Annotated in this window: 31 protein-coding genes, 1 tRNA gene and 1 pseudogene; 4 read left to right on the top strand and 29 right to left on the bottom strand. The window is 64.9% G+C overall.

Going from position 1 to position 23718, the window contains the following annotated elements; translation table 11 throughout:
- Nucleotides 1-25: 25 nt before the first annotated feature.
- From AC1D3B_RS08690 to petA, 7 genes are all read right to left on the bottom strand, one after another.
- Nucleotides 26-793: a PepSY-associated TM helix domain-containing protein gene (locus AC1D3B_RS08690; protein WP_478190248.1), complete on the bottom strand. Its 768-nt coding sequence runs from the start codon at nucleotides 791-793 to the stop codon at nucleotides 26-28.
- Between the two features lie 63 nt (nucleotides 794-856).
- Nucleotides 857-932: transfer RNA gene (locus tag AC1D3B_RS08695), tRNA-Thr, on the bottom strand.
- A 41-nt stretch (nucleotides 933-973) separates the two neighbouring features.
- The gene (locus tag AC1D3B_RS08700) at nucleotides 974-1546 is read right to left on the bottom strand and encodes a ClpXP protease specificity-enhancing factor (RefSeq protein WP_478190249.1); all 573 of its coding nucleotides are present in this window, start codon (nucleotides 1544-1546) and stop codon (nucleotides 974-976) included.
- A gap of 19 nt (nucleotides 1547-1565) precedes the next feature.
- Nucleotides 1566-2177: a glutathione S-transferase N-terminal domain-containing protein gene (locus tag AC1D3B_RS08705; protein ID WP_007835362.1), complete on the bottom strand. Its 612-nt coding sequence runs from the start codon at nucleotides 2175-2177 to the stop codon at nucleotides 1566-1568.
- Nucleotides 2178-2268: 91 nt separating this feature from the next.
- On the bottom strand, nucleotides 2269-3024 hold the full coding sequence (locus AC1D3B_RS08710; protein WP_478190250.1) for a cytochrome c1: 756 nt from the start codon (nucleotides 3022-3024) through the stop codon (nucleotides 2269-2271).
- 16 nt (nucleotides 3025-3040) lie between these two features.
- Nucleotides 3041-4441, bottom strand: a complete 1401-nt coding sequence (locus AC1D3B_RS08715; protein WP_478190251.1) for a cytochrome b — start codon at nucleotides 4439-4441, stop codon at nucleotides 3041-3043.
- A gap of 13 nt (nucleotides 4442-4454) precedes the next feature.
- Nucleotides 4455-5069: a ubiquinol-cytochrome c reductase iron-sulfur subunit gene (gene petA, locus AC1D3B_RS08720; protein WP_478190252.1), complete on the bottom strand. Its 615-nt coding sequence runs from the start codon at nucleotides 5067-5069 to the stop codon at nucleotides 4455-4457.
- 178 nt (nucleotides 5070-5247) lie between these two features.
- Between petA and mscL the strand changes: the two genes are divergently transcribed.
- Nucleotides 5248-5673: a large conductance mechanosensitive channel protein MscL gene (gene mscL, locus AC1D3B_RS08725; RefSeq protein WP_478190253.1), complete on the top strand. Its 426-nt coding sequence runs from the start codon at nucleotides 5248-5250 to the stop codon at nucleotides 5671-5673.
- Here mscL and pdxA read toward each other — a convergent pair.
- The 4 genes and pseudogenes from pdxA to AC1D3B_RS08745 form a co-directional block, all read right to left on the bottom strand.
- Nucleotides 5660-6715, bottom strand: coding sequence for a 4-hydroxythreonine-4-phosphate dehydrogenase PdxA (pdxA, locus tag AC1D3B_RS08730; protein ID WP_478190254.1), 1056 nt, complete (start codon nucleotides 6713-6715; stop codon nucleotides 5660-5662). The two genes, mscL and pdxA, sit on opposite strands and share 14 nt — an antisense overlap.
- The gene (locus AC1D3B_RS08735) at nucleotides 6712-7485 is read right to left on the bottom strand and encodes a Nif3-like dinuclear metal center hexameric protein (protein ID WP_478190255.1); all 774 of its coding nucleotides are present in this window, start codon (nucleotides 7483-7485) and stop codon (nucleotides 6712-6714) included. The genes pdxA and AC1D3B_RS08735 overlap by 4 nt, the downstream gene beginning before the upstream one ends.
- Nucleotides 7485-7619: a hypothetical protein gene (locus AC1D3B_RS08740; protein WP_478190256.1), complete on the bottom strand. Its 135-nt coding sequence runs from the start codon at nucleotides 7617-7619 to the stop codon at nucleotides 7485-7487. The genes AC1D3B_RS08735 and AC1D3B_RS08740 overlap by 1 nt, the downstream gene beginning before the upstream one ends.
- 21 nt (nucleotides 7620-7640) lie before the next feature.
- Nucleotides 7641-7901, bottom strand: a pseudogene (locus AC1D3B_RS08745) (MFS transporter); the annotation flags it as partial.
- Nucleotides 7902-8130: 229 nt separating this feature from the next.
- Here AC1D3B_RS08745 and AC1D3B_RS08750 point away from each other — a divergent pair.
- The gene (locus tag AC1D3B_RS08750) at nucleotides 8131-9294 is read left to right on the top strand and encodes a trypsin-like peptidase domain-containing protein (protein ID WP_478190257.1); all 1164 of its coding nucleotides are present in this window, start codon (nucleotides 8131-8133) and stop codon (nucleotides 9292-9294) included.
- Between the two features lie 27 nt (nucleotides 9295-9321).
- On the opposite strand, the gene tatC is transcribed toward AC1D3B_RS08750, so the two are convergent.
- From tatC to AC1D3B_RS08795, 9 genes are all read right to left on the bottom strand, one after another.
- Nucleotides 9322-10119 (bottom strand): twin-arginine translocase subunit TatC, encoded by a 798-nt coding sequence (gene tatC / locus AC1D3B_RS08755; protein ID WP_478190258.1) that lies wholly within the window; start codon nucleotides 10117-10119, stop codon nucleotides 9322-9324.
- 60 nt (nucleotides 10120-10179) lie between these two features.
- A complete protein-coding gene (tatB, locus tag AC1D3B_RS08760; RefSeq protein ID WP_286567606.1) occupies nucleotides 10180-10638 on the bottom strand; it encodes a Sec-independent protein translocase protein TatB in 459 nt (152 codons plus the stop codon).
- A 10-nt stretch (nucleotides 10639-10648) separates the two neighbouring features.
- Nucleotides 10649-10885, bottom strand: coding sequence for a Sec-independent protein translocase subunit TatA (tatA, locus tag AC1D3B_RS08765; RefSeq protein WP_478190259.1), 237 nt, complete (start codon nucleotides 10883-10885; stop codon nucleotides 10649-10651).
- Nucleotides 10886-10981: 96 nt separating this feature from the next.
- A complete protein-coding gene (locus AC1D3B_RS08770; RefSeq protein ID WP_478190260.1) occupies nucleotides 10982-11341 on the bottom strand; it encodes a histidine triad nucleotide-binding protein in 360 nt (119 codons plus the stop codon).
- On the bottom strand, nucleotides 11331-11720 hold the full coding sequence (locus AC1D3B_RS08775; protein WP_435516339.1) for a DUF4870 family protein: 390 nt from the start codon (nucleotides 11718-11720) through the stop codon (nucleotides 11331-11333). Before AC1D3B_RS08775 ends, AC1D3B_RS08770 begins: the two co-directional genes overlap by 11 nt.
- Before the next feature lie 9 nt (nucleotides 11721-11729).
- On the bottom strand, nucleotides 11730-12113 hold the full coding sequence (locus AC1D3B_RS08780) for a phosphoribosyl-ATP diphosphatase (protein WP_478190261.1): 384 nt from the start codon (nucleotides 12111-12113) through the stop codon (nucleotides 11730-11732).
- A complete protein-coding gene (hisI, locus tag AC1D3B_RS08785; RefSeq protein ID WP_478190262.1) occupies nucleotides 12110-12511 on the bottom strand; it encodes a phosphoribosyl-AMP cyclohydrolase in 402 nt (133 codons plus the stop codon). The genes AC1D3B_RS08780 and hisI overlap by 4 nt, the downstream gene beginning before the upstream one ends.
- 14 nt (nucleotides 12512-12525) lie before the next feature.
- The gene (gene hisF, locus AC1D3B_RS08790; RefSeq protein ID WP_478190263.1) at nucleotides 12526-13305 is read right to left on the bottom strand and encodes an imidazole glycerol phosphate synthase subunit HisF; all 780 of its coding nucleotides are present in this window, start codon (nucleotides 13303-13305) and stop codon (nucleotides 12526-12528) included.
- Between the two features lie 20 nt (nucleotides 13306-13325).
- Nucleotides 13326-14168, bottom strand: a complete 843-nt coding sequence (locus tag AC1D3B_RS08795) for a D-hexose-6-phosphate mutarotase (protein ID WP_478190264.1) — start codon at nucleotides 14166-14168, stop codon at nucleotides 13326-13328.
- Nucleotides 14169-14266: 98 nt separating this feature from the next.
- On the opposite strand from AC1D3B_RS08795, the gene AC1D3B_RS08800 reads away from it, so the two are divergent.
- Both AC1D3B_RS08800 and AC1D3B_RS08805 read left to right on the top strand, forming a co-directional pair.
- Nucleotides 14267-15574: a dicarboxylate/amino acid:cation symporter gene (locus AC1D3B_RS08800; RefSeq protein ID WP_478190265.1), complete on the top strand. Its 1308-nt coding sequence runs from the start codon at nucleotides 14267-14269 to the stop codon at nucleotides 15572-15574.
- 7 nt (nucleotides 15575-15581) lie between these two features.
- The gene (locus tag AC1D3B_RS08805; RefSeq protein ID WP_478190266.1) at nucleotides 15582-16520 is read left to right on the top strand and encodes an amino acid ABC transporter substrate-binding protein; all 939 of its coding nucleotides are present in this window, start codon (nucleotides 15582-15584) and stop codon (nucleotides 16518-16520) included.
- A gap of 21 nt (nucleotides 16521-16541) precedes the next feature.
- On the opposite strand, the gene hisA is transcribed toward AC1D3B_RS08805, so the two are convergent.
- The 9 genes from hisA to AC1D3B_RS08850 form a co-directional block, all read right to left on the bottom strand.
- Complete coding sequence (hisA, locus tag AC1D3B_RS08810; RefSeq protein ID WP_478190267.1) at nucleotides 16542-17285, bottom strand: 1-(5-phosphoribosyl)-5-[(5-phosphoribosylamino)methylideneamino]imidazole-4-carboxamide isomerase; 744 nt, start codon at nucleotides 17283-17285, stop codon at nucleotides 16542-16544.
- A gap of 147 nt (nucleotides 17286-17432) precedes the next feature.
- Nucleotides 17433-18083, bottom strand: coding sequence for an imidazole glycerol phosphate synthase subunit HisH (gene hisH / locus AC1D3B_RS08815; RefSeq protein WP_478190268.1), 651 nt, complete (start codon nucleotides 18081-18083; stop codon nucleotides 17433-17435).
- A 4-nt stretch (nucleotides 18084-18087) separates the two neighbouring features.
- Nucleotides 18088-18717, bottom strand: coding sequence for an imidazoleglycerol-phosphate dehydratase HisB (gene hisB / locus AC1D3B_RS08820; RefSeq protein WP_478190269.1), 630 nt, complete (start codon nucleotides 18715-18717; stop codon nucleotides 18088-18090).
- Nucleotides 18714-19805 (bottom strand): histidinol-phosphate transaminase, encoded by a 1092-nt coding sequence (gene hisC / locus AC1D3B_RS08825; protein WP_478190270.1) that lies wholly within the window; start codon nucleotides 19803-19805, stop codon nucleotides 18714-18716. The genes hisB and hisC overlap by 4 nt, the downstream gene beginning before the upstream one ends.
- Nucleotides 19806-19809: 4 nt before the next feature.
- Nucleotides 19810-20169: a hypothetical protein gene (locus AC1D3B_RS08830; RefSeq protein ID WP_478190271.1), complete on the bottom strand. Its 360-nt coding sequence runs from the start codon at nucleotides 20167-20169 to the stop codon at nucleotides 19810-19812.
- A 23-nt stretch (nucleotides 20170-20192) separates the two neighbouring features.
- The gene (gene hisD / locus AC1D3B_RS08835) at nucleotides 20193-21509 is read right to left on the bottom strand and encodes a histidinol dehydrogenase (protein ID WP_478190272.1); all 1317 of its coding nucleotides are present in this window, start codon (nucleotides 21507-21509) and stop codon (nucleotides 20193-20195) included.
- Between the two features lie 14 nt (nucleotides 21510-21523).
- Entirely contained in the window at nucleotides 21524-22165 is a 642-nt protein-coding gene (gene hisG / locus AC1D3B_RS08840) for an ATP phosphoribosyltransferase (protein ID WP_478190273.1), read from the bottom strand.
- Nucleotides 22162-23448, bottom strand: coding sequence for a UDP-N-acetylglucosamine 1-carboxyvinyltransferase (murA, locus tag AC1D3B_RS08845; protein WP_478190274.1), 1287 nt, complete (start codon nucleotides 23446-23448; stop codon nucleotides 22162-22164). The genes hisG and murA overlap by 4 nt, the downstream gene beginning before the upstream one ends.
- Before the next feature lie 15 nt (nucleotides 23449-23463).
- A complete protein-coding gene (locus tag AC1D3B_RS08850; protein ID WP_478190275.1) occupies nucleotides 23464-23718 on the bottom strand; it encodes a BolA family protein in 255 nt (84 codons plus the stop codon).

Consider the following 23718-nt stretch of genomic DNA (forward strand, 5'->3'; position numbering starts at 1 on the left):
CGCCATGTAGCGCGGGGCACGACGGTCAAAGTTGAGCGATCACCAATCCAAGCGTGAGGACGAGCGACGTGCCGAAGATGACGAGTCCGACACGGCGGCGCCGATGGGTCAGCATCCACAGCGCCACGCCCGAGATCGACAGGAAGATCATGCTGCCTGCCAACGTATCGACAAGCAGGATCCATGCGACAGGCATTCCAACGCCCTTGTGCAGGTTGGTCAGTGTCGCGACGAAGCCGTTGCTCGTGGTCGTGACGCCGACGGACCGATTGCCGCGCCAGTAGTCGGCCTGCACGATGCTGTCGGGACCGCCGAAATTGAAGATCCAGCGTTCGGGTTGCATCAGAGGCTTCGCCGGCTCGGCCGCCTCGGCCGCGTCAACCGCCGGTGCGCGCTTGCCTTTCTCAGTCCACGCGACGGGTCTGGCTGGCTCGGTCCGCATGGAATTCGGCGGGCCGCTCTGGTTGAGCGCCACTTGCAACCAATCGGCCATTTCTTGTGCGTTGGCGGGCGCGGGTTCGGGCAAGGCCAACTGGGCGTTGATTCGTTGCTGCGCCATCGGCAACTTCAGCACGGCGCGGTGATTCAGCCAGATGCCCGCGGTGCCGAAGATCAATCCCAGGATCGCGCCCCACAGTCCGAACCAGCCATGCGTCTTGCGAATCCATTGAACGATCGTCGTGCGCCGCTGGTGCGAGCGGTTTCGGGCTTCGACGGAAATAGATGAAGTGAAAGCTGTCACGCCCGCGTCGGCGGCGCCGCCGTCAGGGTGCTGCGAGATGGCGTTTTCCATGTCGTATGCAAGCCCGAGCCAACTGGAGGCTCGAGAAACCGGGAACGATCTCGGGATTAGTGATGGTGCCGCTTGTCGGAATCGAACTGACGACCTACCGCTTACAAGGCGGTTGCTCTACCAACTGAGCTAAAGCGGCGGTGAGGGGGAATTTTAGCGGTGCGGCGTAGGCCGCAGCGCTCATTTGATCCGCTTGAGCGAGGGTCGCGATCCGCCGTTGGTCGGCGGACGCGGCGGGTCCTCGGGGTCGGTCGGCGTACCGCTGGCCTCCACGGCTTCTTCGGCGCCTTCGCCCGTCACGAGATGAACGATTTTGCTCGCGTCGCCCTCGGTGCCGCGCGACGCATCGCGCAATGGCGTGCGCGAAGCCGAGACCGAGGACGTGGGCGTTGCCGAGGCGGCTGGCGCTCCACCATCTGCCTGCGCGGGCGCGGGGGCCGGAAAGGCCATGCCCTGCCCGTTCTCCCGCGCGTAGATGGCAATGACCCGACCCACCGGCACGCTGATCTCGCGAGCCGTGCCGGCGAAACGCGCCTTGAATTCAATGAAATCGTTGCCCAGCTTGAGCGAACTGGTCGCATCGAAGCTGATGTTGAGCACGATCTCACCATTCTTGACGTACTCGCGCGGCACCTGGACGGTGTCGTCGACCTGCACAGCGACATAGGGCGTGAAGCCGTTGTCCGTGCACCACTCATACAGCGCCCGGATCAGGTAAGGGCGGGTTGAGGACGACTCGAGCGCATTGATCATGGCTGACTGCGCCGCAGGCTCACTTGCGCATGACCTTTTCGGACGGCGTCAGCGCTTCGATGTACGCGGGGCGCGAGAAGATGCGCTCGGCGTACTTCAGCAGCGGTGCGGCGTTCTTGCTGAGGTCGATGCCGTAGTAGTCCAGACGCCAGAGCAGCGGAGCGATCGCGACGTCGAGCATCGAGAAGTTGTCGCCCAGCATGTACTTGTTCTTGAGGAACACGGGCGCGAGTTGCGTCAGGCGATCGCGGATGTGCGAGCGCGCCTTTTCGAGCGCCTTCTCGTTGCCCTTTGTCGTGCGGTTTTCCAGTGTAGACACGTGCACGAACAGTTCCTTCTCGAAATTGAGCAGGAACAGGCGGACGCGCGCGCGGTCGACTGGATCGCCGGGCATCAGTTGCGGATGCGGGAAGCGCTCGTCGATGTACTCGTTGATGATGTTCGACTCGTACAGGATCAGGTCGCGCTCGACCAGGATTGGCACCTGGCCGTACGGGTTCATCACGCTGATGTCTTCAGGCTTGTTGTAGAGGTCGACATCGCGAATCTCGAAATCCATGCCTTTCTCGAACAGCACGAAACGGCAGCGATGTGAAAAAGGGCAGGTCGTTCCCGAATACAAGACCATCATGGCGAAAGGCTCCTAAAAATCAAAAAGAGTGGGTCGCGTTGGCAACCCACTCTGCGGGACCGGACGCTTGTGGCGACCGATCGGCATCGTATTACTTGACGTCTTTCCAGTACGAGGCATTCAAGCGCCAAACAAAGACCACTGCCATGACGAGGAACAACAGCACCCAGACGCCCACGCGGATGCGGGTGTTTTGCGCCGGTTCCGCCATCCATTGCAGATAGCTCACGAGGTCGCCCATTGCCTGGTCGTACTGCATTGGCGTCATGGTACCGGGCGTGAGTTGCTCCCAGCCCTTGAACACTTCGGTCTCATGGCCATGCGACTCGACCTTGTCGAAGATCGGACGGCGTTCGCCCTGGAGTTCCCACAGCACGTGCGGCATCGCGACAGCCGGGAATGCCAGGTTGTTCCAACCCGTTGCCTTCGTGTCGTCACGGTAGAAGGTGCGCAGGTAGGTGTAGAGATAGTCCGCGCCGGTGCCGCCATGGCCCGCACGCGAACGCGCCACCAGCGTCAGGTCGGGCGGAACGGTACCGAACCATTCCTTGGCCTGGCGCGGATCGATGTTCGCCTTCATCGTGTCGCCGACCTTGTCGGTCGTGAACAGCAGGTTGTCCTTGATCTGCTGTTCCGAGATGCCGATGTCCTGCAACCGGTTGTAGCGCATGAACGCCGCCGAGTGGCAGTTGAGGCAGTAGTTGACGAAGAGCTTGGCGCCGTTCTGCAGGGATGCCAGGTCATTGGTCCGGTTCGGTGCCTTGTCCCAGGCAATGCCTTCTTCCGAGGCGTGCGCGCCGGTGACGATGCCAAGCGCCGCGATCAACGTGAGGATCAGTTTCTTCATTCTTTTGCTCTCCCGGTCAATGCGCTGCGAAGGTCACGCGCTCGGGGACCGGCTTGAATTCACCGAGGCGGCTCCACCATGGCATCAACAGGAAGAAACCGAAATAGAACAGGGTGCCGACTTGCGACACGCGCTCGCCGATAGGCGACGGAGGCTGGACGCCAAGATAGGCCAGGACCACGAAATTGACGACGAACACGCCGTACAGGTACTTGTGCCAGCCCGGCCGATAGCGGATCGACTTGACCGGGCTGTGATCCAGCCAGGGCAGGAAGAACAGGATGATGACGGCGCCGCCCATGACGACCACGCCCCAGAACTTGGCGTCGATCGAGAGCATGAGCGCGGCGACGACGACCGCGGCCACCACGATCGCGGCCTTGACGAACTGGGGCACCCGCGCCTTCCAGACGCCGAAGCCCGCAGCAGCCACCACGCAGGCGATCAGCGCATACATCATCTCGCTCGTGATGGCCCGCAGCATCGAATAGAACGGCGTGAAGTACCAGACCGGCGCGATGTGGTTCGGCGTCTTCAGCGAATCGGCCGGAATGAAGTTGTTGTACTCCAGGAAGTAGCCGCCGGCCTCGGGTGCGAAGAAGATCACCGCCGAGAAGATCGTGAGGAACACCACCACGCCGAAGATGTCGTGCACCGTGTAGTACGGATGCGACGGGATGCCGTCCAGGGGATGGCCGTCGGGACCGCGGTTGGCCTTGATCTCGATGCCGTCGGGATTGTTCGAGCCCACTTCGTGCAGCGCGATCAGGTGTGCGACCACGAGGCCGAGCAGCACCAGCGGCACGGCGATCACGTGGAAGCTGAAGAAGCGGTTGAGCGTGGCATCGCTCACCACGTAGTCACCGCGGATCAGCAACGCGAGGTCCGGACCGACGAAGGGGATCGCGGAGAACAGGTTGACGATCACCTGCGCGCCCCAATAGCTCATCTGGCCCCAGGGCAGGAGGTAGCCCATGAAAGCCTCGGCCATCAGGCACAGGAAGATCGCGCAGCCGAAGATCCAGATCAGTTCGCGCGGCTTGCGGTAGCTGCCGTAGATCAGGCCGCGAAACATGTGCAGGTACACCACGATGAAGAAGGCGGACGCCCCCGTCGAGTGCATGTAGCGGATGAGCCAGCCCCAGGGCACGTCGCGCATGATGTACTCGACCGACGCGAAGGCCAGTGACGCGTCGGGCTTGTAGTGCATCACGAGGAAGATGCCGGTCACGATCTGGATCACGAGGACCAGCATCGCGAGCGAGCCGAAGATGTACCAGATGTTGAAGTTCTTCGGGGCGTAGTACTTGCCCCACTGGTCGTTCCAGAGCTTGGTCAGCGGGAAGCGGTTGTCGACCCAGTTGAGTGCCTTCTCGGTCGCGGGTGCGTTCGGGGAGATTTCCTTCAGTTCTGCCATGTCGTGGTTCTCCTCAGGCCTTCTTGTCGTCGCCGATCAGGAGGCGCGTGTCGGAGAGGTACATGTGCGGGGGCACCGGCAGGTTGTCCGGCGCAGGCTTGTTCTTGAAGACGCGGCCGGCCAGGTCGAAAGTCGACCCGTGGCACGGGCAGAGGAAGCCGCCTTCCCAGTTGTCGGGCAGCGAGGGTTGCGGACCGGCCTGGAACTTGTCCGTCGGCGAGCAGCCGAGGTGGGTACAGATACCGACGACCACCAAGACTTCGGGCTTGATCGACCGATGCTGGTTGCGGGCGTAGGGGGGCGTGAACTCTTCGGGATTGCGCTTGGACAGCGGATCGGCGAGCAGAGGATCGAGATTGGGGAGTTCGGCGACCTGGGCCGGCGAACGCTTCAGGATCCACACCGGCTTTCCGCGCCATTCGACCGTCATCTTCTCGCCCACTTGCAGGGCACTGATGTCGGCCTCGACCGGCGCACCGGCTGCCTTGGCTTTTTCGGAGGGCTGGAAGGAGCTCACGAACGGGACGGCCACCGCCACCCCGCCCACTGCGCCCGCACAACCTGATGCGATCAACCACGTCCGCTTGCTGGAGTCGATCCGGGGGCGGCCGGCGGTGCTGTCACTCATGGGGATCCTCAATGTTCTTCGCTAGGGGCTTGGGGTCAACCGACGATTGTAGCGGAGCGTAAGAAGTGAATTCAACGCGCCACGACCTCGCGGACGCAGGCGTTCCGCAGGGCTGCGGCGGCAAGGTCGCCCCCTATACTGGCCTGCGTTCAACAACCGCACATGAGAGGTACCCGACATGAGCTTTCTGAAGGAGTTCCGCGAGTTTGCCGTCAAAGGCAACGTGATCGACCTGGCGGTCGGCGTGATCATCGGCGCTGCCTTTGGCAAGATCGTCGACTCCTTGGTAAGCGACATCATCATGCCGATCGTCGGGCTGGTGTTCGGCAAGCTGGATTTCTCGAACCTCTACATCGTGCTGGGTCCGACGCCTTCAGGCGTGGCCAACAACCTGGCCGATCTCAAGAAGTCCGGGGCGCCGGTACTGGCATACGGCAACTTCATCACCATCGCCGTCAACTTCGTGATCCTGGCCTTCATCATTTTCCTGATGGTCAAGCAGATCAACAAGCTGAAGAAGAGCCAGGAGGCGGCCCCTCCACCTGCAACGCCCGAGGATGTCGTGCTGCTGCGCGAAATCCGCGACAGCCTCAAGCGCCCCTGACGCCCGCGAGCGACTTCGCCATCCTGATCGCCTCGATCAGGCTCGACGGGTCGGCCCGCCCCGTGCCTGCGATGTCGAAGGCAGTCCCGTGATCGGGACTGGTGCGCACCAGCGGCAGTCCGAGCGTGACGTTCACGCCCTTCTCCACGCCGAGGTACTTGACCGGGATCAGGCCTTGGTCGTGGTACATGGCGATCACCACGTCGAACTCGCCGGCGCCGTTCGCCCTGGCGCGCGCCCGCATGAAGATGGTGTCGGGTGCATGAGGCCCGTCGGCGGCGATGCCTTCGGCCCGCGCCGCCGCGATGGCCGGCACGATGATGTCGCGCTCTTCCGAACCGAACAGGCCACCCTCCCCCGCATGCGGGTTGAGGCCCGCAACGCCGATCCTCGGTGCCCGGCCCAACACGGCAGACAGTGCGCTGTGGGTGATCCGCAAGGTCTCGAGCACGCCATCGAAGGTCACTGCTTCGATCGCTTCGCGCAGTGACATGTGGATGCTCACGAGCACCGTCCGAAGCTCGTCGTTGGCGAGCATCATCCGGACCGGCACCTGGGCGACCGGGCGGCCGAGGTAGGCGGCGGCCTCGGCTTGGAGCAGCTCGGTGTGCCCGGGGAACGGGAACCCCGCGGCCGCCAGCGCTTCCTTGTGCAGTGGCGCGGTCACGATCGCAGCCACCTCGCCGCGCAGGGCCGCCCGCGCAGCCCAGACGACGCAGTCTCCGGCAATGCGCCCTGCAACGGCGCTGACCTGGCCCGTCGCAATCGCACCTTCAGGAGCTTCGACGACCTGCAGCACCGGAATGCAGCCCGGCGGCGCGCCGCCCACGTCAGTCGGCGACTCGATCACCGCCACTGGAAGCGCCGGCGCACCGGGTGCCGCAAGTGCCTGGGCGGCGCGCCTCATCGTGCCGACATCGCCGGCTACGAAGCATCCCTGCATGAGGCCGGCCGCGTCCCGGAACGCCTTGGCGATGATCTCGGGCCCGATGCCCGCCGGGTCGCCGAGCGTGATCGCGATGGGAAGCTGAACGCTGCTCACGCCGGGTTGTCGATGTCGATGAACTCGTGCGCCAGGCCGAGTTGCGCGGCCACATGGCCTGCGACTGCCTGTGCACCGTACCGTTCGGTGGCGTGGTGTCCGCATGCCAGGAAGGCGACGCCCAATTCACGTGCGTAGTGGGCCTGGGGCTCGGAGATCTCGCCGGTGATGAAGGCATCCGCGCCGGCCGCGATCGCGGCTTCGAAGTAGCTCTGCGCGCCGCCCGTACACCAGGCGATGCTTCGAATGGGTCGCGGGGCGCCTTCCACCAGCGTCACCGGCTTGCCGAGCGCCTTCTCCACGTGGGCGGCCAAGGCCTTGGCGCTCGTGAACCCTTCGCCGTTGTCCCGTCCGCCGATGAACCCAAGCTCCTGTTCGCCGAAACGTCCGGAGGAGCCGGGGCGCGCAGCGAGGCCCAAGCGCGCGCCGAGCTGCGCGTTGTTGCCGAGTTCGGGGTGCGCGTCGAGCGGCAGGTGATAGGCGAACAGATTGACGTCGTCTCCCAGCAGCAGGCCCAGTCGCTGGCGCATCCAGCCCGTGACCCGGCCGTCCTGGCCCCGCCAGAACAGACCGTGGTGGACGAAGATCGCATCCGCTTCGGCGCGAATGGCCGCCTCGATCAGCGCACGGCTCGCCGTGACGCCGGAGACGACCTTGCGCACCGTGGTGCGGCCTTCGACCTGCAGCCCGTTGGGTCCGTAGTCCTTGAAACGCTCGGGAGCAAGCAGCAGGTCGAACGCGTGGAGAAGTTCGTGGCGGGTCGTGCTCATCACGCCATTGTGGACCGGGCCGGCGTGGCCCGCATCGCATGGCCGCGCGACGCGAGGGGCAACAGGCCGAGCACGAAGCCCAGCACCGCGAGGGCACCGACGTAGTGGGCCGGCGCCATCGGATCCTTCTGCATTCAGAGCGTGAGGATAAGGGGCACGATACCGCCCAGGGGTCGTGCCAGATAGCCGGCGGCGAAGATGCCGAAGGTCTGCAGTTGGCGCAGCCAATCGGGCATGTCGGCGGGGAAGCACAGTGCGCCCAGCACCGTCGCGAAGAACACGTAGATGACGAAGTCATAGAACTCGAGCGCGCCCCCAAGGGCGGACAGGGCGAGCGTCTTGTAGTCGCGGGCGTCGAGCGCGCGCGCGGGCATCGATGGCGCGGGGGCGCCATCGTCAAGGGCTGGTGCAGTCATGCGCAATCGAAGAAAAGCAGAATGGAAAGACGAGGCGCTCCGGCTGCACGTCATCGAATTTCAGGGTTTCCACCTATCCCACGCCGCGAGTCCGGATCCGAAGCGGGCCAACCTCGTCGAGGTTCGGGTCACCGGGTCGCTGGGTCGCCGGGACCGTTGAGGGACAATCGGCTGTTTGGCGCTCCCGCGGGGTGAAGCGCTGTCGCTCAACGTCTTTTTCACGTCCTTCATGAAACGCACCTGGCTGCTGTTTGCCCAAGCCGTCACCGTCCTGCTCGCGGCCTATTTCGTCATTGCGACGCTCAAGCCCGAGTGGCTCAACCGTCGCGCAGGTTCGCTTGGCGGCGTTGTTGCGGTCATCGAGGCGCCGGCCACCAGCCCGAGCGCGGTCGCTCCGGGCAGCCTGAGCACCGCCGCCAAGAAGGCATCGCCTGCCGTGGTCAGCATCAACACCAGCAAGGCGGCGCAGCTTTCCCCTCGCAGCAACGATCCTTGGTTTCGCTTCTTCTTCGGTGACCAGGGGGCGGACCAGCCGCAGGTCGGACTGGGCAGCGGCGTGATCGTGAGTGCCGACGGCTACATCCTCACCAACAACCACGTCGTCGAAGGTGCGGACGAGATCAACGTCACGCTCAATGACAGCCGCCACACGCGCGGCAAGGTGATCGGCACCGACCCCGACACCGATCTCGCGGTGCTCAAGATCGAGCTCGACAAGCTGCCGGTGATCGTGCTGGGCAATTCCGACTCGCTCCAGGTGGGGGACCAGGTTCTCGCCATCGGCAATCCGTTCGGCGTCGGGCAGACGGTGACGGGCGGGATCGTCTCAGCGCTCGGGCGCAACCAACTCGGCATCAATACCTTCGAGAACTTCATCCAGACCGATGCGGCGATCAACCCCGGGAATTCGGGCGGCGCGCTGGTCGACGTGAACGGCAATCTCGAAGGCATCAACACCGCCATCTATTCCCGCTCCGGCGGCAGCCTGGGCATCGGCTTTGCCATTCCGGTGTCGACGGCCAAGCAAGTGCTGGAGGACATCGTGAAGTCGGGCAAGGTCACCCGTGGCTGGATCGGCGTGGAGCCGAACGACCTCTCGCCCGAGCTCGCCGAAACCTTCGGCGTCAAGGCCAGCGCCGGCGTGATCATCACGGGCGTCCTGCAGAACGGTCCAGCGGCGAAGGCCGGTGTTCGCCCGGGCGATGTCATCACCAGCGTGGGCGAAAAGAGCATCGGCAACGTGCAGGAACTCTTGACCGCGGTCGCCGGCCTCAAGCCGGGCAATGCGGCGCGCTTTGCACTGCAACGCGGCAGCGACAAGCTCGAACTGGACGTGACGCCGGGCCTGCGGCCCCGGTCACCGGTTCGGCGCGCGCAGAACGAAACCGAATAGGCGCAAAGCACGCCCGGACAACCCGGATCAAGGTTGCGCGGAATCCGCGCTTTCCTCGGGCGCCTTGGTGTACTTGGAGAAGTAGCGCGCACCGATGATGCCCACTTCGTACAGCAGGCACATCGGAATCGCCAGCGCGAGTTGCGAGACGACATCCGGCGGCGTCAGGATCGCCGCCACGACGAACGCGACCACGATGAAATAGCCGCGGAAGGACTTCAGCTTCTCGATGGTGACCATCTCGAAACGCACGAGCAGCATGACGACGATAGGCACCTGGAAGGCCACGCCGAACGCGATGTACAGCGACAGGATCGCTTCCACGTACGACGAGATATCGGGCGTGGCATTCACCGACGGCGGCGTGAATTTCTGGATGAAGCCGAACATCTTGTCCAGCACGAAGAACTGCACGAAGGCGATGCCCGCGTAGGCCAGCAGGCTTCCGAAGAAGATCAGCGGCAGCGCGAACTTCTTCTCGTGGCTGTAGAGGCCCGGCGCCACGAACATCCAGCACTGGTACATGAGCCAGGGCAGCGCCAGCAGCACGGCGGTCATCGCCAGCACCTTGAGCGGTACGAAGAACGGCGAGAACACGCCGATCGCGATCAGCTTCGCATCGGGCGGCATGTGGGCGCGAATCGGCACCGCGATCAAGTCGATCAGTCCGGCAGGACCGGGCCAGATGGCGAGCAGGATGCCGGCGACAACAAGGCCATAGATGCAATAGAGCAGGCGATCCCGCAGCTCCATCAGGTGCTGGACGAAAGGCTGCTCGGTGCCGGCCAGTTCGTCTTCTTTGTTCTTGTCGGTGGGATCGGCCATGTGGGGGCGCTGCGGGCGGGAAATGGATGCGCGCTGCGCGCAACCGGATCGGCGTTGCGGCTAGTTGATTTTGTGAGGGCGGTAACGGGCCACGCGCGCTGCCCCTGAAAGCGCCTTGGTGCGCACGCCGTTGCGCGCCTTGTACCACTGCGGGGTGGCGCCCTGCTTCAGGCGCCAGTTCTTGCGCGGGTGCTTGTATTCGGGATAGGAAGGCGTCGGCTCCGCCAGTTCGGAAAGCGTCTGGCCACTTTCGGAGAACTGCTTTTCGAAATCGCTGGCGCCAGACTGGATGCTGTGCTCGACATCGCGGGCAGCGTCCTGCACGGTGTCCTTCATCTTTCGCAATTCGTCGAGGTCCATCGAGCGATTGACCTCGGCCTTGACGTCGTTCACGTACCGTTGCGCCTTGCCCAGCAGGGTACCGACGGTACGCGCCACGCGCGGCAGCTTTTCCGGCCCGATGACGATCAGCGCAACCGCGCCGATCAGCGCAAGTTTCGAGATGCCGAGGTCGATCACGGATGCTGGCTCAGGACTTCTGACGCGCCTCGACGTCGATCGTCGACTTGTCGGTGGTGGCGTTGCCCGTCACCTGTGCGTTGGGAGCAACGGGTGCGTCGGGTGTCGAGCCGTCTTTCATGCCGTCCTTGAAGCCCTTGACCGCGCCGCCAAGATCCGAGCCCATGTTGCGCAGCTTCTTGGTGCCGAAAATCATCACGACGACGAGCAGCACGATCAGCCAGTGCCAGATGGAAAGTGAACCCATGGATTACTCCTGAAGAATGTGAACGATTTTAGTCGGCGGAATTGACCGCCCAGAAACGATGGCTATCGGCTTTCACCGGGAGCGCGGCGGAGCCAGTCACCCTCTCAACCAAGGTCTTGGGCCGCCCATGACGTGGACGTGGAGATGGTGGACTTCCTGTCCGCCCTCCGCACCCGTATTCACGACGATGCGAAAGCCGCCTTCCGGATACGGCCTGCAGCCCTGCTCCACCGCCAGCTTGGGCGCCAAGATCATGATCTTGCCCAGCAACGCGGCATCGTCGGCGGTGACCTGCGCCATCGACGGAATATGGCGCTTCGGCACGATCATGAAGTGAATCGGCGCCCACGGCGCGATGTCGTGGAAGACGAAAAGCTCGTCGTCTTCGTAGACCTTTCGCGAGGGAATCTTCCCTTCGATGATCTTGCAGAAGATGCAGTTCGGGTCAGAGGACATTGGAAGGCTCCATGGATCGGCCGGCATTCATTCGCACCATCCCCTTGACGATGCGATAGAGGAACCAGAGGGAAATCAGTCCCCAGGCGATCCAGCCGGGCACGAAGAGCAGCAGCCACAGCCATGAAGTCAGCACGTACAGCAGGCCGGCCCAGAGCACCGACCGGATGCGCCAGCTGAAGTGGGAAGCCTGCCACGTGCCCGCGGCGTCGTCGCGCTTGACGAGGTCGATCACCAGTGCGATCAGCAGCAGCCCGATGGAAGCCTGGGCACCCGGCAGCACAGCCCCCACCGCGACCACGAGGTGCAGGATGTAGCTGATCCAGCCCCAGGTCTTGAGCGAGTCATCGGGCTCGACGGTCACGATGTCGTTCGGCATGGTGTCCTCTCAGTCGTTGGAAGCTTCGCGATCCTGCGCCTTGCGCAGGGCCTTTTCCTCGATGCCGCTGGTGCCTTCGCGACGCTCCAGTTCCGCCACCACGTCGCGCGGCGCAAAGCCGTAGTGCGCGAGCGCCACCATGCTGTGGAACCACAGGTCCGCCACTTCGTTCACGACCTTCGTGCGGTCGCCGCCATGGTCTGCGTCCTTGGCGGCCATCACGACTTCGGTCGCTTCCTCGCCGATCTTCTTGAGGAAGGCATCGGGGCCGCGATGAAGCAGTCGCGCGACGTAGCTCTTGTCGGGGTCGCCGCCACGGGCGGGGAGCCGGCTTTCGATCACGGCGGCGAGGCGCGCCAGCGCGTCTTCGGCGTTGAGTTCGGGTGTGCTCATCTTGGGGACGATGTGTAGATTGAGTCGGGGTCTTTCAAGACCGGCTCCGTGACGATCCAACGCCCATCTTCGTATTTGCTGAAGAAGCAGCTGTGACGGCCCGTGTGGCAGGCGATACCCGGCTCATGGCCCTGCTGGGTGACCTTGAGCAATATGACGTCGTTGTCGCAGTCGATCCGGATCTCGTGAACGGTCTGGACGTGCCCAGACTCCTCGCCCTTGAACCACAGCTTTCCGCGAGACCGGCTGAAGTACACGGCGCGGCCCAGCTCGGCGGTCTTCGCGAGCGCTTCGCGGTTCATCCAGGCAAACATCAACACGTCGTTGCTGCCCCGCTCCTGCGCGATCACAGGCACGAGGCCGTTCGCATCCCACTTGACTTCATCCAACCAGTTCATCCGGCTATTGTCGGTCACAGCCGGACGGGAATGCCGCGCGCGGCCATTTGCCGCTTGGCCTCGCCGACGGTGAACTCGCCGTAATGGAAGATGCTGGCCGCCAGGACAGCATCGGCGCCGCCAGCCTGGATGCCATCCGCCAGATGTTCGAGACTGCCGACGCCGCCCGAGGCAATCACGGGCACGCTGACCGCATCGCTCACGGCGCGGGTGAGTTCGAGGTCGAATCCGCTCTTGGTGCCGTCTCGGTCCATGCTGGTCAGCAGGATCTCGCCGGCGCCGCGGCGCGCCATTTCGACGGCCCATTGCACTGCGTCGAGCCCGGTGTTCTTGCGGCCGCCATGGCTGTAGACATCCCAGCCGGGGCCGCGCGTCGCCGCGTCCTCGGCAGTTCGGCGCTTGGCGTCGATGGCCACCACGATGCACTGCGCGCCGTACTTGCCCGATGCATCCTCGATCACCCGAGGATTGGCGATGGCAGCGGAATTGAAGCTGGTCTTGTCCGCACCGGCGTTGAGCAGCCGGCGCACATCCGCGACGGTCCGCACGCCGCCGCCGACGGTCAAGGGAATGAAGACTTGGGAGGCCACCGCCTCGATGATGGGCAGAATCAGGTCGCGTCCGTCGCTGGTCGCCGTGATGTCCAGGAAAGTCAGCTCGTCGGCGCCCTGCGCGTTGTAGCGCGCCGCAATTTCGACCGGGTCGCCGGCATCCCGCAGTTCGACGAAATTGACGCCCTTGACGACACGGCCACCCGTGACGTCGAGGCAGGGAATGATGCGTTTGGCAAGCATGGGATTGTTCAGAAAGACATTCAGAGGACGTTGAGTTGCTGCCAGCCCTGCCATTGGCCGCCCGGCGCCAGCAGGACCGGCTCATCGATGCGGGCGGCCTCGACACAGAGCATGTGGCGCCAGCCGTCGTCGGGCAGATCCTCGAGCTTGGCGCTCAACACCGGCCCGGGGTTCCACACGACGGTTTCGGTGCAACTGGCGCTTTGCGAGATTTCCAGCGTGCCGGACGGCTGCACCAGGCGCAACGGGCGGGCGGGGGTGGCATACACGCTATCGAATTCCGCGCCGAAGCCGAGCGCCGGCGCCACTTCGACGTGGCGATCGTCGCGCACCGCATCCCATCGGTTGGCACCCTGCAGTCCTTCAAGCCGGGCTGTGGTGACTTCCTCCACGCGCAAATAGCTGTGCAAGGCCGCGGCGAAGGACCAGGGGCCACTCCCGGTGTTGTCGATGGTCAGGGCTATGCGCAACTGGCGCGGGCTCAGCGTGACGGAGAGCCGGGCGCGGAAAGAATGCGGCCAGATCGCCCGCGTGGCCTCGTTGGACTGGAGCGAAAGGACGAGCGTCCGCCGCCTGGCGTCACCCTCGTCCGATTCGGCCTGCCAGGCAATGTTGCGCACGAAACCGTGCTTGGGCAGCGGCCCGCGCATGTTGAACTGCGGCCAGCAGATCGGCACCCCGCCACGAATGGCGCTCTGGCCGTCGAAGCGCGCATCGGGGCTCAGGTAGAGCCGCTCCACGCCATCGGCCGTGGTCCAGGACAGCACATGGCCGCCGTGAAGGGCCACCGTGCAGCTGTCGCCCCCTGGAAGGGAGCTGCGCACTGCCGGCTGGCCGCGGAAGACGAGGGCTTGGAGGGACATGACCCGATTCTAGGTTTGGGCCGATTGGCATTGCAGCCGGCGCCTATTTCGCTTGAAATCACACCGGCACCCTCCAGAACTCGTTCCAAGGATCTCCCATGAAAAGAAAACTGCCGCCAGCCGCCTGGATCCTGATCGCGATGATCATCGGCATCGTGCTCGGCTACATGGTCTTCGTCAATTTCCCGGACAAGAAGAGCGCGACCGAAATCGCCGGCTACATCTCGATCATGTCGGACGTGTTCCTGCGGCTGATCAAGATGCTGATCGGGCCGCTGGTGTTCTCCACGCTCGTCGTCGGCATCGCGCACATGGGGGACGCCGCAGCGGTCGGACGCGTGTTCGGCAAGGCGCTGGGATGGTTCATCACGGCCTCGCTGGTCTCGCTCATCCTGGGGCTGATCATGGCGAACCTGCTGCAACCCGGGCACAACCTGGGCCTGCCGCTGCCGGACATCGGCTCCTCGGCCAACCTCGCGACCTCGAAGTTCACCCTCAAGGACTTCGTCGGCCACGTGGTTCCCAAGTCCTTCGTCGAGGCCATGGCCAACAACGAGATCCTGCAGATCGTGGTGTTCTCGATGTTCTTCGGCGTCGCGCTCGCCTCGCTCGGAGAAAAGGGAAAGACGCTGGTTGCCTCGATCGACGAACTCTCGCACGCGATGCTCAAGATCACCGGTTACGTCATGAAGCTGGCCCCGCTGGCGGTGATGGCCGCCATGGCCGCGACGGTAGCCACCAACGGTCTGCAGATCCTGGTCAAGTTCGCGGTCTTCATGGGCGGCTTCTACCTGAGCCTGTTCATCCTGTGGGGCGTGCTTGCCTTGGCGGGTTTCGTGTTCCTGGGGCCGCGCATCGTCAAGCTGCTGAGGCTCATCCGCGAGCCCTTCCTGCTGTCCTTTGCCACGGCCAGTTCGGAGGCTGCGTATCCGAAGATCCTCATCGCGCTCGACCGTTTCGGTGTCAAGCGCAAGATTTCCAGCTTCGTGATGCCCATGGGCTATTCCTTCAATCTCGACGGCTCGATGATGTATTGCACCTTCGCCGTGCTCTTCATCGCCCAGGCGTACGACATCCCGCTGACGATCGGCACCCAGATCACCATGCTGCTGATCCTGATGCTGACGTCCAAGGGGATGGCCGGCGTTCCGCGCGCTTCGCTGGTGGTGATCGCGGCCACGTTGAACCAGTTCAACATCCCCGAGGCGGGCCTGCTGCTGATCCTGGGCGTGGACACCTTCCTGGACATGGGTCGTTCGGCGACCAATGCGGTGGGCAACTCCATCGCTACGGCGGTCGTGGCCAAGTGGGAGGGCGAGCTGCTCACCGAAAGCGAGGCCGATGCGAACGCCCGCTCGATGGACGCGGAACTGGCCGCTACCCTCGCCCATCCCGCACACGCCTGAGACCATCATGCAACGTGTGCAGAAGCTGTCCATGCCCGCGGCGCTGCTTGCCGGGCTGCTCTGCCTGTCGTCCTGGGCGATCGCCCAGACGGAGCCCGTACCGGACGCGCCGGCGGCGCTGACCGGTACGCTCGCCAAGGTGCGCGAGTCCGGGGTCGTCACCATCGGCTACCGGGAATCCTCCGTGCCCTTTTCGTACCTGTCCGCCCGCAACGAGCCGATCGGCTATTCGATCGAACTGTGCAAGGCCGTGGTGGAGGCGATGAGCGACGCGGTGCACAAGACGCTGACGACGAAATGGGTGCCCGTGACTTCCGAGTCCCGCATGGACGCCGTGGCCAATGGCCAGGTCGATCTCGAGTGCGGGTCGACCACGAGCAACCTCGAACGCCAGAAACGCGTGAGCTTCTCGCCGACGATGTTCGTGTCGGGCACCAAACTGCTGGTCAGGAAGAGTTCGCCGGTCCGGTCCTTCACCGACCTGGCCGGCAAGACGGTCGCGGTGACCAGCGGGACCACCAACGAGAAGACGATGCAGGACCTGTCGGCTCGCTTCAAGCTCGGGCTGAACCTGGTGGCTTCACGCGACCACGCCGAATCGTTTGCGCTCGTGAAATCAGGAAAAGCCGACGCCTTCGCGACAGACGACGTGCTGCTGTACGGCTTGATCGCGCAGGACCGTGGCACGGCTGAGGGCCCGAGCGACTACTACGTGGTCGGCGACTTCCTGTCGTACGACCCGTATGGCGTGATGTACCGGAAGAACGATCCCCAGCTCAAGGCGGTCATCGACAGCACGTTCCACGACCTGGCCGAAGACGGAGAGATCGAGCGGCAGTACAAGCGCTGGTTCCTGCGGAAGCTGCCGTCCGGGACGAGCATCAACCTGCCCATGAGCCCCCAGCTCGAAACCATCATCCAGACGATGGCGATCAAATCCGAATAGGCGGCGGCACCGCCCCTTGAGCTACTGTTCAGCCAACTCGTCCGCGCGGGCTTGGGCGGCCGCGAAATCGAGGTCTCCCGAATAGATGGCCCGACCGCAGATCACACCTTCGATACCGTCGGGCTCGACGGCGCAAAGCCTGTCGATATCGGCCATGTTCGAGAGACCGCCAGATGCGATCACCGGGATGGTGAGCGCCTGGGCCAGCCTGACGGTGGCCTCGATGTTGATGCCCGAGAGCATGCCGTCACGGCCGATGTCGGTGTAGATGATCGACTCGACGCCGTAGTCCTCGAACTTCTTGCCCAGGTCGGCAACCTCGTGGCCGGTCAGCTTGCTCCACCCATCGGTCGCGACCTTGCCGTCCTTGGCGTCGAGACCGACGATGATGTGGCCGCCGAAGGCGCTGCAGGCGTCCTTCAGGAAGCCGGGGTTCTTGACTGCGGCGGTGCCGATGATCACGTAGCGCAGGCCGTCGTCGATGTAGCGCTCGATGGTGTCGAGGTCACGGATGCCACCGCCGAGCTGCACCGGAATGTCATCGCCCACTTCCCTCAGGATCGCCTTGATCGCCCCGTGGTTCTGCGGCTTGCCCGCGAAGGCGCCATTCAGGTCGACCAGGTGCAACCGCCGCGCGCCGGCCTCGAGCCACCTGCGCGCCATCGCGGCCGGGTCTTCGCTGAAAGTGGTGGACTGGTCCATGTCGCCTTGCTTGAGACGAACGCAGTGGCCATCCTTGAGGTCGATCGCAGGAATGAGGAGCATGGTGCGGGATTGCGTGGAACGAACGATGAAATCGCGGGGAGATCGAGCGGACGAACGGAAGTGGGTGGCGAAATGCGCGATCGTACTCAGATTCCGGCGGGCGCCGCAGGCGCAGGTCCGGGTCGAGCGGTCGATCCGTTCAAGGTGTCAGGGATTCCAGTGGAGGAAATTTCGATAGAGCTGCAACCCATGGTCCGCACTCTTCTCCGGGTGGAACTGGGTAGCAAAAATATTATCGCGTGCGACGGCAGCGGTAAAGCGCTCGCCGTATTCCGCCTCGCCGGCACTGTGGCTGGCGTCGTCCGGGCGGGCATAGAAGCTATGCACGAAGTAGAAGTAGCTCTGGTCGGGCACCCCGGCCCAGACCGGGTGGGGGCGCACCTGCCGCACCTGGTTCCAGCCCATCTGCGGCACCTTGTAGCGGCTGCCGTCCGGCTGGGTGCGGCCCGCCAGTTCGAACTTGCGGACATTGCCCGGGATCAGGCCCAGGCCGTCGGTCGGGCCCTCGTCGCTGTGCGACAGGAGCATCTGCATGCCGACGCAGACGCCGAACAAGGGTTTGCTGGCGGCCGCCTCGAGCACGGGCTCCAGCAGCCCGGAGTCGCGCAGTTCGCGCATGCAGTCGGGCATGGCGCCCTGCCCCGGCAGCACCACGCGCGTGGCCCGGCGCACGAGGGCCGGATCGGAAGTGACGAACACCTCCACCCCGACCTGGTCGGCCGCATGCTGGACCGCCTGCGACACCGATCGCAGGTTGCCCATCCCGTAGTCGACGACGGCAACGGTATTGCGGGTCATGGGATCAGAGCGACCCCTTCGTCGAGGGAATGACGCCGGCCGAACGCGGATCGAGCTCCAGCGCCGCACGCAGCGCCCTCGCGAAGGCCTTGAACACGGTTTCGCACTGGTGGTGCGCGTTAACGCCCTTGAGGTTGTCGATGTGCAGGGTGACGAAAGCGTGATTGACGAAGCCCTGGAAAAATTCGTAGGTGAGCTGGCTGTCGAAAGTGCCGATCATGCCGCTGGTGAAGGGCACGTCCATCACCAGGCCGGGGCGGCCGGAGAAGTCGATCACCACCCGGCTCAGCGCCTCGTCCAGCGGCACGTAGGCATGGCCGTAGCGCCGGATGCCCTTCTTGTCGCCCACGGCCTTGGCGACCGCCTGGCCCAGCGTGATGCCGACGTCTTCCACCGTGTGGTGGCCGTCGATGTGCAGGTCACCCTTGCAGTCGATGTCGAGGTCGATCAGCCCGTGGCGGGCGATCTGGTCGAGCATGTGGTCGAAGAAGCCGATGCCGGTCGACAGCTTCGCGCGGCCGGTGCCGTCGAGGTTGACCTGGACCGTGATCTTCGTTTCGGCCGTGTTGCGCGTGACCGACGCCACGCGCGCGGCGGCTGCGACGACTGCTTCGGGTGCCGTGAGGGTGTTCATAGTGAGGCTTCGAGTGCCGCGAGCATCCGCGTGTTCTCGTCGGCGGTTCCGACGGTCAGGCGCAGACAGTTCGCGAGCAGGGAATGCATTTTAGAAACGTTCTTGACCAGCACGCCGCGCGCCTTCATTCCCTCGAAGGCCTTTGTGGCATCGGGAACACGCACCAGGATCATGTTGGCGTCACTGGGCCAGCTCTTCACGCCGGGCAGGCGACCCAGCCCCTCGAAGATGCGGGTGCGCTGGCTCCGGATGTCGGCCGCCTGCCGCGCGAACACCTCGGCGTGCTCGAGGGCGAACAGCGCGCACTCGCAATTGAGCACGCTGATGTTGTAGGGCGGGCGGACCTTGTCGACCTCGGCGACCAGGGCGGCCGGGCCCATCATGTAGCCCAGGCGCACGCCGGCGAGGCCGAACTTGCTGAGCGTGCGCATCAGGAGCACATGGCCGTGGCGGGCCGCGCGGTCGATGTAGCTCTTGCCGGCGAAGGGCTGGTAGGCCTCGTCGATGACGACCAGGCCGCCCTGCGCACCCTGGGCATCGATGATCCTGTCGATCACGGCATCGTCCCAGAGGTTGGCGGTCGGATTGTTCGGGTAGGCCAGGTAGACGATGGCCGGCTTTTCCTGCGCGATGACGTCCAGCATGGCGCCCTCGTCCAGTTCGAAGTCGGCAGTGAGCGGCACGCCGACGAAGCGGAGGCCCTGGAGCTGGGCACTCATCGCGTACATCACGAATCCGGGGACTGGCGCGACGATTGCCGCGCCGGGCAGGTCGCAAGCCATCGCGAGAAGCGAAATCAGCTCGTCCGAGCCGTTGCCGAGCATCAGCCCGAAGCCTTCCGGCATGGCGGAGTGCGCAGCGAGGGCACGCTGCAGGTCGGCGCCGCGGTCGCCCGGATAGCGATTGATCGCGAGGGCGCCCAGGCGCTGGCCGAGCGCCGACTGCAGCTCGGCGGGCAAGCCGTAGGGGTTCTCCATCGCGTCGAGCTTGATCAGGCCGCGTGCATCCTGCACGGCGTAGGCGTGCATGGACTGCACGTCGGCGCGGATGCGGCCGAGCGCAAGGGGGGTGGCGGTCTTGGAGGTCATGGATTCAGGGGTTGCAGCGGTAGCTGTTGCGCAGTGCGGACGAGACGACGAGTTGCACCGGCATGTCGGCTTCGTAGTTGTCGGCGTTGCGCGTCAGTTCGGACTGGTAGAGGGAGCGGGCCATCGCGGGCTCGAGTTTCCGGCCATTGATGCAGAAAGGCGGCTTCTGGCCCGCGCGCTGTGCCGCCTCGCTGGCCTCTCGCAGGCCTTCCACCACGCCGACGAGATAGTAGTTGGCGTAGAGCTTGCCGTCTTTCTCATTGGCCTCCAGGGTCCGCATTTCACGAATGGTCATGGCCTGCGCGCTCGCGGCCCCGGCCAGGAGGATCAGCAGCAGCCCCAGGCGGTCGAATCGGATTCGCATCACAGCACCATCCTCCGGCACCTTCAGCGCAATCTCATGCGTGCCGCCTCGGCGTGTGCGGCGAGACCCTCGCCTTCGGCCAGGGTCACCGCGATACGCCCGAGCACCTGTGCGCCGGACTCGCTCACCTCGATGAGGCTCGATCGCTTCTGGAAATCGTAGACGCCCAGCGGCGAGCTGAAGCGCGCCGTCCCGCTCGTAGGCAGCACGTGGTTGGGGCCTGCGCAGTAGTCGCCCAGGCTCTCGCTGGTGTAGGCGCCGAGGAAGATCGCGCCGGCATGCTTGAGCAGCGGCTCCCAGCGGTGCGGGTCGCGGCTGCTGACTTCCAGGTGTTCCGGGGCGATGCGGTTGCTGATCTCGCAAGCCTCTTCCATGCTGCGGGTCTGGATCAGCGCGCCGCGCCCGCTGAGCGAGGCCGCAATGATCCCGGCGCGCGGCATCGAGGGAAGGAGCTGGTCGATTTGCTGCTGCACGCTCTGGATGTAGTCGGCGTCGGGGCACAGCAGGATGCTCTGTGCCAGCTCGTCGTGTTCGGCCTGGCTGAACAGGTCCATCGCCACCCATTCGGGCGGCGTGGTGCCGTCAGCCAGCACCAGGATCTCGCTCGGCCCGGCGATCATGTCGATCCCGACGGTGCCGAAGACCCTGCGCTTGGCGGCTGCGACGTAGGCATTGCCGGGGCCCGTGATCTTGTCGACGGCCGGAATGGTCATCGTGCCATAGGCCAGTGCTGCCACTGCCTGTGCGCCCCCGATAGTGAACGCGCGCGTCACGCCGGCAACATGCGCCGCCGCCAGCACCAGTGGATTCTTCTCGCCGCCCGGTGTCGGCACGACCATGATGATCTCGCCGACACCCGCCACGTGCGCCGGAATCGCGTTCATCAGCACGCTGGAGGGATAGGCGGCCTTGCCGCCAGGCACGTAGATGCCGACGCGATCGAGCGGCGTGACCTTCTGGCCCAGCAGGGTGCCGTCTTCGTCGCGGTAGCTCCAGCTTTCGCCGCTCGCCTTCTTCTGGGCCTCGTGGTAGCTGCGCACGCGACGGGCGGCGGCTTCGAGCGCGTCGCGCTGTACGGCGGGCAGCGACTCGAAGGCGGCGCGCAGTTCAGCCGCCGTGAGTTCGAGCGCGTTCATGCCGGCCGCGTCGAGCCGGTCGAAGCGGCGCGTGTACTCCAGCACCGCTTCGTCGCCGCGACGCTGCACATCCACCAGGATGTCGGCGACCACCTGCTCGATCGCCGCATCCGCCTCGGCGGACCAATGCAGGCGCGCCTTGAAATCGGCCTCGAAGGTCGCCGATGTGGTGGAAAGTCGGGCGGGAGCAGCTTTCAGGTTCATCGCACGTGCCGGGATCAAGAAGTGGGGATGGCCGAGGCGAAGGCGTCGACGATGCGGCGGATCGCCTCTCGCTTGAGCTTGAGCGCGGCCTGATTGACCACCAGGCGCGCGCTGATGTCCATGATGCGTTCGACTTCGACGAGGTGGTTGGCCTTGAGGGTGTTTCCCGTGGAGACAAGGTCGACGATCGCGTCCGCCAGGCCCGTAAGCGGCGCGAGTTCCATGCTGCCGTAGAGCTTGATCAGGTCGACGTGGACGCCCTTGCTCGCGAAGAAATCGCGCGCCAGGCCGACGTACTTCGTCGCCACCTTGATGCGCGAGCCCTGCTTGACGGCCGACGCGTAGTCGTAGTCGGCGCGGACCGCCACGCTGAGGCGGCAGGCCGCGATGCGGAGGTCGAGCGGCTGGTAGAGGCCCTGGTTGCCGTGTTCGAGCAGCACGTCGAGCCCGGTGACGCCCAGGTCGGCGCCGCCGTACTGCACGTAGGTGGGCACGTCCGAGGCGCGGACCAGCACGACCCGCACGTCCGGACGCGTGGTCGCGAGGATCAGCTTGCGCGATTTCTCCGGGTCTTCGGTCACCTCGATGCCGGCCGCAGCCAGCAAGGGCATCGTCTCCTCGAAGATGCGGCCCTTCGAGAGCGCCAGCGTGATCACGGCTGGACCTCGGCGGGGCCCGCCACGCGTTCGATGTCGGCGCCCAGGCCGCGCAGCTTGGCTTCCATCCGGTCGTAGCCGCGGTCGAGGTGGTAGATGCGATCGACCAGCGTTTCGCCCTCGGCCACGAGACCGGCGATAACCAGGCTGGCCGAGGCGCGCAGGTCCGTCGCCATCACGGTCGCACCAGAGAGCTGCGTGACGCCTTCGATCACCGCCACCTTGCCGTCGGTCTGGATCCTGGCGCCCAGGCGGAGCATCTCGTCGACATGCATGAAGCGGTTCTCGAAGATGGTCTCGGTCACGGTCGAGGTGCCCTCGGAGATCACGTTGAGCGCCATGAACTGCGCCTGCATGTCGGTGGGGAAGCCCGGGTATTCCGTAGTGCGGAAGGTTTGCGCCTTGAGGCGACCCTCGCTCCGCACGCGGATGCCGTCCTCCAGCGCCGTCACGCTCGCGCCGGCGGCACGAAGCTTTTCGATCACGGCATCCAGATGGTCGGCACGCCCGTGCTTCAGGACGACGTCGCCGCCCGTGGCTGCAACGGCGCACAGGAACGTGCCCGCCTCGATCCGGTCGGCGACCACCTGGTGCGTGCAGCCAGTCAGCTTCTCCACGCCCTGGATGTGGATGCGGCTGGTGCCGTGCCCTTCGATCTTCGCGCCCATGGCAATCAGCATTTCGGCCAGGTCGCCGATCTCCGGTTCCTGCGCGGCGTTTTCCAGGACGGTCTCGCCCTCGGCCAGCGCGGCGGCCATCAGGAAGTTCTCGGTGCCGGTGACCGTGACCATGTCGGTCGTGATCCGGGCGCCATGGAGGCGTCGGCGTCCGCCGCCGATGCTGGCCACCATGTAGCCGTGCTCGACCACGATGTCTGCGCCCATGGCCTGAAGGCCCTTGATGTGCTGGTCGACTGGCCTGGAGCCGATGGCGCAGCCACCCGGCAAGGACACCTTGGCCCTCCCGAAACGGGCCAGCAGCGGACCGAGCGCCAGGACCGATGCACGCATCGTCTTGACCAGCTCATAGGGTGCCTCGGGCACTTCCAGCGAGCGCGCATTGATGCGCACGGTGCCGTTGTCATCGCGCTCGGCGGCGACACCCATGTTGTGCACCAGCTTGAGCATGGTCGCAACATCCTTGAGCCGCGGCACGTTGTGCAGGATGACGGGCTGGTCGGTCAGCAGCGCTGCGCACAGCTCGGGCAATGCGGCGTTCTTGGCGCCGGAAATGAGTACCTCGCCGCGAAGCTTGCGCCCGCCGCGAATCAGAAGTTTGTCCATGAAGAATCCGGAGGTCTAGCGGGAGGGCGAGGAAGTCTGGTCTGCCCATTCGGCGGGCGTGAAGGTTTTCATCGAGAGCGCATGCACTTCGTCGGTATGCATTTTCGCACCGAGGGTGGCATAGACGCGCTGATGCCGCTGGATGGCGCGCTTGCCCTCGAACTCGGGGGAGACGATGGTGGCGTACCAGTGGCGGCCGTCGCCTTCGAGCGCGATGTGGTCGCACGCGAGGCCCGCCTCGATGATCGATTGAAGTTCTTCGGCAGTCAT

The sequence above is a fragment of the Variovorax sp. P5_A3 genome, assembly GCF_056400665.1.